General features: G+C 71.3%; 7 protein-coding genes and 1 pseudogene. 5 read left to right on the top strand and 3 right to left on the bottom strand.

Annotated features, from left to right (window positions below):
* From ROTAS13_RS27290 to ROTAS13_RS17295, 3 genes and pseudogenes are all read left to right on the top strand, one after another.
* Window positions 1–348 (top strand): annotated as a pseudogene (locus tag ROTAS13_RS27290) (hypothetical protein); the annotation flags it as partial.
* 47 nt (window positions 349–395) lie between these two features.
* Entirely contained in the window at window positions 396–836 is a 441-nt protein-coding gene (locus tag ROTAS13_RS17290; RefSeq protein ID WP_216348675.1) for a response regulator, read from the top strand.
* Complete coding sequence (locus ROTAS13_RS17295) at window positions 833–1,273, top strand: CBS domain-containing protein (protein ID WP_019461879.1); 441 nt, start codon at window positions 833–835, stop codon at window positions 1,271–1,273. Before ROTAS13_RS17290 ends, ROTAS13_RS17295 begins: the two co-directional genes overlap by 4 nt.
* A gap of 24 nt (window positions 1,274–1,297) precedes the next feature.
* Here ROTAS13_RS17295 and ROTAS13_RS17300 read toward each other — a convergent pair whose 3' ends face one another.
* The 3 genes from ROTAS13_RS17300 to ROTAS13_RS17310 all read right to left on the bottom strand — a co-directional run bounded on the left by ROTAS13_RS17300 (window position 1,298) and on the right by ROTAS13_RS17310 (window position 3,331).
* Window positions 1,298–1,735: an HNH endonuclease gene (locus ROTAS13_RS17300; protein ID WP_075822956.1), complete on the bottom strand. Its 438-nt coding sequence runs from the start codon at window positions 1,733–1,735 to the stop codon at window positions 1,298–1,300.
* A 180-nt stretch (window positions 1,736–1,915) separates the two neighbouring features.
* Window positions 1,916–2,281, bottom strand: a complete 366-nt coding sequence (locus ROTAS13_RS17305; RefSeq protein WP_019461011.1) for a hypothetical protein — start codon at window positions 2,279–2,281, stop codon at window positions 1,916–1,918.
* A gap of 108 nt (window positions 2,282–2,389) precedes the next feature.
* Window positions 2,390–3,331: a helix-turn-helix domain-containing protein gene (locus tag ROTAS13_RS17310; RefSeq protein ID WP_171979136.1), complete on the bottom strand. Its 942-nt coding sequence runs from the start codon at window positions 3,329–3,331 to the stop codon at window positions 2,390–2,392.
* A gap of 116 nt (window positions 3,332–3,447) precedes the next feature.
* Here ROTAS13_RS17310 and pobA point away from each other — a divergent pair, with 116 nt between their 5' ends.
* Together pobA and ROTAS13_RS17320 are read left to right on the top strand one after the other, a co-directional pair.
* A complete protein-coding gene (pobA, locus tag ROTAS13_RS17315) occupies window positions 3,448–4,659 on the top strand; it encodes a 4-hydroxybenzoate 3-monooxygenase (protein WP_019461009.1) in 1,212 nt (403 codons plus the stop codon).
* Between the two features lie 175 nt (window positions 4,660–4,834).
* Complete coding sequence (locus tag ROTAS13_RS17320; RefSeq protein WP_019463431.1) at window positions 4,835–6,199, top strand: MFS transporter; 1,365 nt, start codon at window positions 4,835–4,837, stop codon at window positions 6,197–6,199.
* Window positions 6,200–6,310: the final 111 nt, after the last annotated feature.

Consider the following 6,310-nt stretch of genomic DNA (forward strand, 5'->3'; position numbering starts at 1 on the left):
GCCATGCTGCGCCACCGGGACGGCCGGCGGGAGGAACGGACCGTGGCGCGGCTGCAGCTCTGCACCGGCCCGGCCGGGGGGCGCCACTGGCTCCGGCACCCGGCCGTCGCGGGGCTGGCCTCGGCGGGGCTGGCGCGGCTCGATCCGCTGGAACTCGGCCTCGACACGGCGCCCGGCAGCGACGCCGTGCTGGACCGGGGTGGCGAGCCCGTTCCCGGCCTCCATGCCATCGGCCCCTGCGCCCCCGGTGGCCTCTGGGAGATCACGGCCGTGGCGGAGATCCGGCGGCAGGTGGCGGGCCTCGCCGAAAGGCTGGCGCCCTCGCCCTGCTCCCCGCCGGCGGCATGACCCCCCCTGCGTCCCGGCGGCAACCCGCGGGGATGTGCGGCGCTTCGATGACAGACCGGCTCCGGCGCCGGATCGCCCCCGTGGAAGGTGCCGCCCAGGACCATGACGTGACCCGGATTCTGCTGGTGGAGGACCATGAGGACCTGCGGGACGCGCTGTCCCGGAGGCTGGAGCGGCGGGGCTTCCATGTCGTGCTGGCGCCGGATGGGGAGACCGGGCTGCGCCGGGCCCTGATGGAGCAACCCGACGTGATCCTGCTGGACATGAACCTGCCGCTCCGTGATGGCTGGAGCGTGGCCCGCTCCCTGCGTGGCGCGGAGGGCGAGGCCGCCCGCATTCCGATCATCGCGCTGACGGCGCATGGCCTGTCCGCCAGCCCGGCCGATCTGGCGGCGGCGGGGTTCGATGCCTACCACCCCAAGCCGGTGGACTTCCCGCGCCTGCTGGAACAGATCGACGAGGCCCTGCTCGGCCGGGATGAGCCATGAGCGCCGCCCTGCGGGTGACGGATATCATGGCCACGGAGGTGGAGTTCGTCGCACCGGACGCGCCGGTGCGGGAGGCGGCGGAGCTGATGGGCGAGATCGAGGTCGGCGCCCTGCCGGTGGGCTCGCCGGAGCGGCTCGAAGGCATCGTCACCGATCGCGACATCCTCTACCGCCTGGTCGCGCGGGGGCTGGACCCGAACCGGATCCAGGTGCGCGAGGTGATGTCGCGCCCGGCCGTCACCTGCCGGGAAGGCGATACGCTGCATGCGGCCATGGACCTGATGGCCGCGCACCATCTCCGCCGCCTGCCTGTCACGAACGAGGCCGGGCAGGTCGCCGGCTGGCTGACGCTGGCCGACCTGTCCCGGCACCTGCTGGTGGAGGATGCCCCGTTGCAGGAGGCGCTGCGCCGCCTGACGGAAGGAGGAGAGGCCTGACCTCCCGAGGCCGGGCCTCCCCGTTCAGCGCGGCTTGTGGCCGCGGCACCAGCCCAGCCTGTCCGCCCGGTCCACGTTGCAGCGCCGGCAGGCGACGGCCAGGTTGCAGGGCCGGTTCCCGCCGCCCTGCTTGCGCGGCAGGATGTGCTCGAAGCTCGGACGGTCGTCCGGGTCCGGCGCATCCGCCTCCATCCGCTTGCCGCAATGGCAGCATCGGTGGTTCTGCTCCGCCGAAAGCCGCTCGCGCAACCTGGGCGAGTTCCATTCCACGAAGCCGTAGAGCCGCGCCTCCTCCGACAGCAGCTGCCGGTGATAGGCTTCCCAGTCGTTCACGGCGCTGCTGGCCGGGTAGCACTCGCCCCGGTGGCGCGCCCAGGCCAGGTCACATTCCCGGGCGACCGGATCGGCGGTGGAGCCCCTGGCGCCGGCCAGGGAGCCAGCGGTCCGGGTGATCCTGTTCATGCTGCCTGCGCGCGGTCGCGCCTCCCTGCAAGGAAGAGGCTGCCATGGCCAAGGGCCTTCGCCTGGCCCGGGACAGGCATCCCGTGCGGGGATGGCCCTGCCGGCCCACGATCGCTGGAAGCGTCATCGCGGGCCCTGGCATCCTCCTCCGTGGCCGGAGCTGCTCCTCGCCAGCCACCGTTACCGGGCGGCCAGCATGGAGTGCCGCGGAGCATGGGGGCCGGTGCCGAAGCCGCCGCCCACCGCGCTGGAGCCCGAGCCCGAGAAGTCGGTGGGCGAGGCGCCCGGGCTGTTCTGCGTCAGCATCACCCGCTCGGCGGCATAGGGCGAGCCGATGCCGATGGCCGAGGAGCCGGCATTGCTGACGTTCAGCGGGGTGGCGCCGGCGAGGGCGCGGGTGGTGTCCTCGTAGGAGGGGGTGCCGCTCACGCTCGAGGAGCCGGAATTGGAGAAGTCTGTCACTTCGGCCTGAGCCGCCAGCGGGGCGAAGGCGCCCAGCGAAAGGGTCAGGGCGGCGATGGCGAGACGGCTGGAAAACCTGGACATGGTGTCGTTCCTGTCTTTCCGGCGGGCCCTATTGCCCGTTCGGTGACAGGGATATGGAGTCTCCTAACTATCCTTTGGACGGGCAAAATTCTGAGGATTTCCATCATTTCATTTGATATATCCATCAGGCCCGCTCCACGAGGCACGGCGCCGGAAGGCGGCCGGCGAAAGCCCCTCCTGCCGGGTGAAGGCGCGCGAGAAGTAGGCCGGCTCGAAGCCGAGCTGAAAGGCGATCTCCGCCACGCTGGAGGCCGTGTAGGCCAGCAGGCGCCGTGCTTCCAGCATCAGCCGGTCCTGGATCAGTTGCAGCGGCGACTGCCCGGTCACGGCGCGGCAGGCGCGGGTCAGCGTGCTGGGCGTGACCCCCAGCCGCCGGCAATGCTCCGGCAGGGGCAGGTGCTCGGCGAAATGCGCCTCCAGATGGACCCGGAAGCGTTCCACCAGCACCGATTGCGGTGAGGGCCGCTGGCGGGCCGAGGCCTCCTCCGCGAGGCCGCGCCGCAGCAGCGACAGGATCAGCAGCACCCACCCCGCCATCGCCGTGTTGCGCCCCGGGCCGGTGCGGCGGAACTCCGCCTCCAACGCCTGGAAGGCGCCGTTCAGGCCCTCGGCCAGCGGCTCGTGCCCGGCCAGGCCGAAGCTGAAGGCACCGGCCGGCCAGGGCTCCGGCATCAGCCGCAGCGCCGAGGCCAGAAGGGAATCGGTGAGCGTCAGCACATGCCCCGCGCTCCAGGGCGCGAAGCGGAAGCCATGCACCGCGCCGGGCGGCATGTAGATCAGGAAGGGCGCCTCGAAAGCCTGGGCCTGGCCTTCGCGCAGGATCAGCCCGCTGCCCGCCGAGAGCCAGAAGACCTGTCCCAGGGCGCGGTGCCGGTGTGGCCGGATATTCCAATCATGCGGGTGGCTCCGGGCCATCAGGGTTTCCAGGTGCACCGGGTCGAGCACCGGGCGCGGCTGCGCCTCGCCATAGAGGTCGTAGGTGGGAACGGCGGGCAGCATGGCCGGAGCACCCGGCTCCTCCGGCGCCATGGTGGGTGGAAGCGGAGACATGGCGGGGTTCTCTGGCGCTTTGCCTGAAAAGTCCAAACCAATGCGATAAAATTGCCTTGTCCGGAGCCACTCTTCCGCGCGATCTCTTCTGTAAGATTGAGGACTGGGAGGCATCCATGCGCCAGCGCACACAGGTCGCCATCATCGGGGCCGGACCGGCCGGGCTGCTGCTATCCCAGCTCCTGCACTGTGCCGGGATCGACTGCATCGTGCTGGAGCGGCGGGACCGCGCCTATGTGGAAAGCCGCATCCGGGCCGGCGTGCTGGAGCAGGGCACGGTCGATCTGCTGGAGCAGTGCGGCGTGGCCGCGCGGCTGCACCGCGAGGGGCTGGTGCATGACGGCTTCCGCGTCGCGCTCGGCGGCGAAACCTTCCGCGTGGACATGCGCCAGCTCACCGGCAAGGCGGTGACGATCTATGGCCAGACCGAGGTCACCCACGACCTGATCGAGGCGCATCTGGCGCGCGGCGCCGCCCTGGTCTTTGAGGCGTCGGATGTCGCGCTGCACGGCCTCGAAAGCGAGGCGCCGCATGTCACCTACCGCCATGGCGGCGAGGAGCATCGCATCGACTGCGACCACATCGCCGGCTGCGACGGCTTCCACGGCGTGTCGCGTGCCAGCATCCCCGAGGCACTGCGCACGCATTTCGAGCGCGTCTATCCCTTCGGCTGGCTCGGCATCCTGGCCGACGTGCCGCCCTGCGACCACGAGCTGATCTATTCCAACCACGAGCGCGGCTTCGCGCTGGCCAGCATGCGCTCGCCGACGCGCAGCCGCTACTACGTGCAGGTTTCGCTCGACGAGAAGCTGGAGGACTGGCCGGACGAGCGGATCTGGGACGAGCTGGCGATCCGCCTGGGCGACGAGGCGGCGCGCAACATGGTGCGCGGCCCCGCCATCGAGAAGGGCATCGCGCCGCTGCGCTCCTTTGTCAGCGAGCCGATGCGCCACGGCCGCCTGTTCCTGGCCGGGGACGCCGCGCATATCGTGCCGCCCACCGGCGCCAAGGGGCTGAACCTCGCGGCCTCGGATGTGGCGATGCTGGCCGCGGCACTGATCGCGAAGCACCGCGACGGGCAGGCCGAGCCGCTGGAGACCTATTCCGCCCGCGCCCTGTCCCGCGTCTGGAAGGCGGAGCGCTTCTCCTGGTGGTTCACCACCCTGACGCACCGCTTCCCCAACATGGACGGCTTCTCCCGCCGCATGCAGATGGCCGAGCTGGACTATATCCGTGGCTCGCAGACAGCCCGCGCGGTGATGGCGGAGAACTATGTGGGCCTGCCGATGGAACTGCCCCTGCTGCGCCAGGCACCGCTGGCCGCCTGAGCCGCCGCCCTGGCCAACCGGTGCCCCCCCCGCCGCGCCCGGAACGGGCCGTGGCGGGGGCTTTCGCCGGTATCCTGTGCCCGGTTCGGCAGGGCTCTCAGCGTTTATGCATCCCCTTCCCGGAACCGCTCCAAGCGGCCGGAGACAAGAAAGCCCCGAGGATTCCGGAAAAGACATGCAGGCAGGCCGCGATACCGACGTCCAGGAATTCCTGGACGCGCATCCCTTCTCTCCCTTCCAGTGGGTCATCTTCGCCCTCTGCTTCACCATCGTGCTGCTGGACGGCTTCGATACCGCCGCCATCGGCTACATCGCCCCTTCGCTGATCGCCGAGTGGGGCGTCTCGCGCCCGGCCCTGGCACCGGTGCTGAGCGCCGCGCTCTTCGGCCTCGCCGCCGGGGCCCTGGCCGCCGGGCCGCTGGCCGACCGCTTCGGGCGCAAGGCGGTGCTGACCGGCTCCGTGCTGGTCTTCGGCATCGCCTGCCTGATGTCGGGCTATGCCGGCAGCCTGGACACGCTGGTGGTCTGGCGCTTCCTCACCGGCCTGGGCCTGGGCGCCGCGATGCCGAACGCGGTGACGCTGATGAGCGAGTTCTGCCCGCGCGGGCGGCGCGCCACCATCGTCAACGCCATGTTCTGCGGCTTTCCGCTGGGTGCTGCCTTCGGCGGCTTCCTGGCCGCCTGGATGATCCCGCTCTGGGGCTGGCGCAGCGTGCTGCACCTGGGCGGCGTGGTGCCGCTGCTGCTGGCGGTGCTGCTGCTCCTGCTGCTGCCGGAATCGGTACGCTACATGCTCGCCAAGGGCGCCCCGGCGGAGCGCGTGCGTGCCGTGCTGAGCCGCATCTCCGCATCCGCCAGCCAGACGGGCCGTTTCGTGAACCTGGAGGCGCAGCAGGTGGAGGCAGGCAAGGGCGGCATCGCCACCATCCTGTCGCCGCGCTTCCTGGTCGGCACGGTGATGCTCTGGATCGCCTATTTCATGGGGCTGGTGATCTTCTACGCCCTGGTGAACTGGATGCCGGTGCTGTTCGGTGATGCCGGCATGCGCCCGGCCACGGCGGCGATGATCTCGGCGCTCTTCCCGCTCGGCGGCATCGGGGCAGTCTTCTTCGGCTGGCTGATGGACCGCTTCAACGGCAATTCCATCATCGCCATCGGCTTCCTGCTCACCGCCCTCGCCATCGCCGCGATCGGGCAGGCGACGGGCAACCCGCCGCTCCTCATCTTGGCGGTGCTGGTGGCGGGCACGCTGATGAACACCGCGCAGTCCTCGCTGCCGGCCCTGGCCGCCGGCTTCTACCCGACCCAGGGGCGCGCCACGGGCGTCGCCTGGATGCTGGGCCTTGGGCGCTTCGGCGGCATCGCCGGCTCCTTCCTGGTGGCGGAACTGTCCCGCTACCAGCTCAGCCTGGGCAGCCTCTTCCTGGTGCTCGCCGTGCCCGGCCTGGTCGCCGCGGCCGCCCTGACCGTCAAGCGGCTGGCCCACCCCATGGCCCTTCCGGCCGCCGAGGCCGGCAAGGGCGTCGCGCTCGGTCATTGATCCGGGCGGCCGCTTCCGCGCTGCGCTCCGTGGCCGGCCGCCGGGGGAGAGGCGCCGCCTCTCCCGCCGGACCCCCTCTCCGCCGGGGACCGAAGCCGGTCCCCGGACCCC

This window comes from Roseomonas sp. TAS13 (assembly GCF_001950415.1).
In the GTDB taxonomy this organism is placed as follows: Bacteria; Pseudomonadota; Alphaproteobacteria; order Acetobacterales; family Acetobacteraceae; genus Roseomonas; species Roseomonas mucosa.

Bases quoted from the DNA above. Each gene is read 5' to 3' on its own strand.
- ROTAS13_RS17310 (WP_171979136.1), bottom strand. From the start codon at position 3,331: ATGTCTCCGCTTCCACCCACCATGGCGCCGGAGGAGCCGGGTGCTCCG.
- ROTAS13_RS17290 (WP_216348675.1), top strand. From the start codon at position 396: ATGACAGACCGGCTCCGGCGCCGGATCGCCCCCGTGGAAGGTGCCGCC.
- ROTAS13_RS17305 (WP_019461011.1), bottom strand. From the start codon at position 2,281: ATGTCCAGGTTTTCCAGCCGTCTCGCCATCGCCGCCCTGACCCTTTCG.
- ROTAS13_RS17320 (WP_019463431.1), top strand. From the start codon at position 4,835: ATGCAGGCAGGCCGCGATACCGACGTCCAGGAATTCCTGGACGCGCAT.
- ROTAS13_RS17295 (WP_019461879.1), top strand. From the start codon at position 833: ATGAGCGCCGCCCTGCGGGTGACGGATATCATGGCCACGGAGGTGGAG.
- ROTAS13_RS17300 (WP_075822956.1), bottom strand. From the start codon at position 1,735: ATGAACAGGATCACCCGGACCGCTGGCTCCCTGGCCGGCGCCAGGGGC.
- pobA (WP_019461009.1), top strand. From the start codon at position 3,448: ATGCGCCAGCGCACACAGGTCGCCATCATCGGGGCCGGACCGGCCGGG.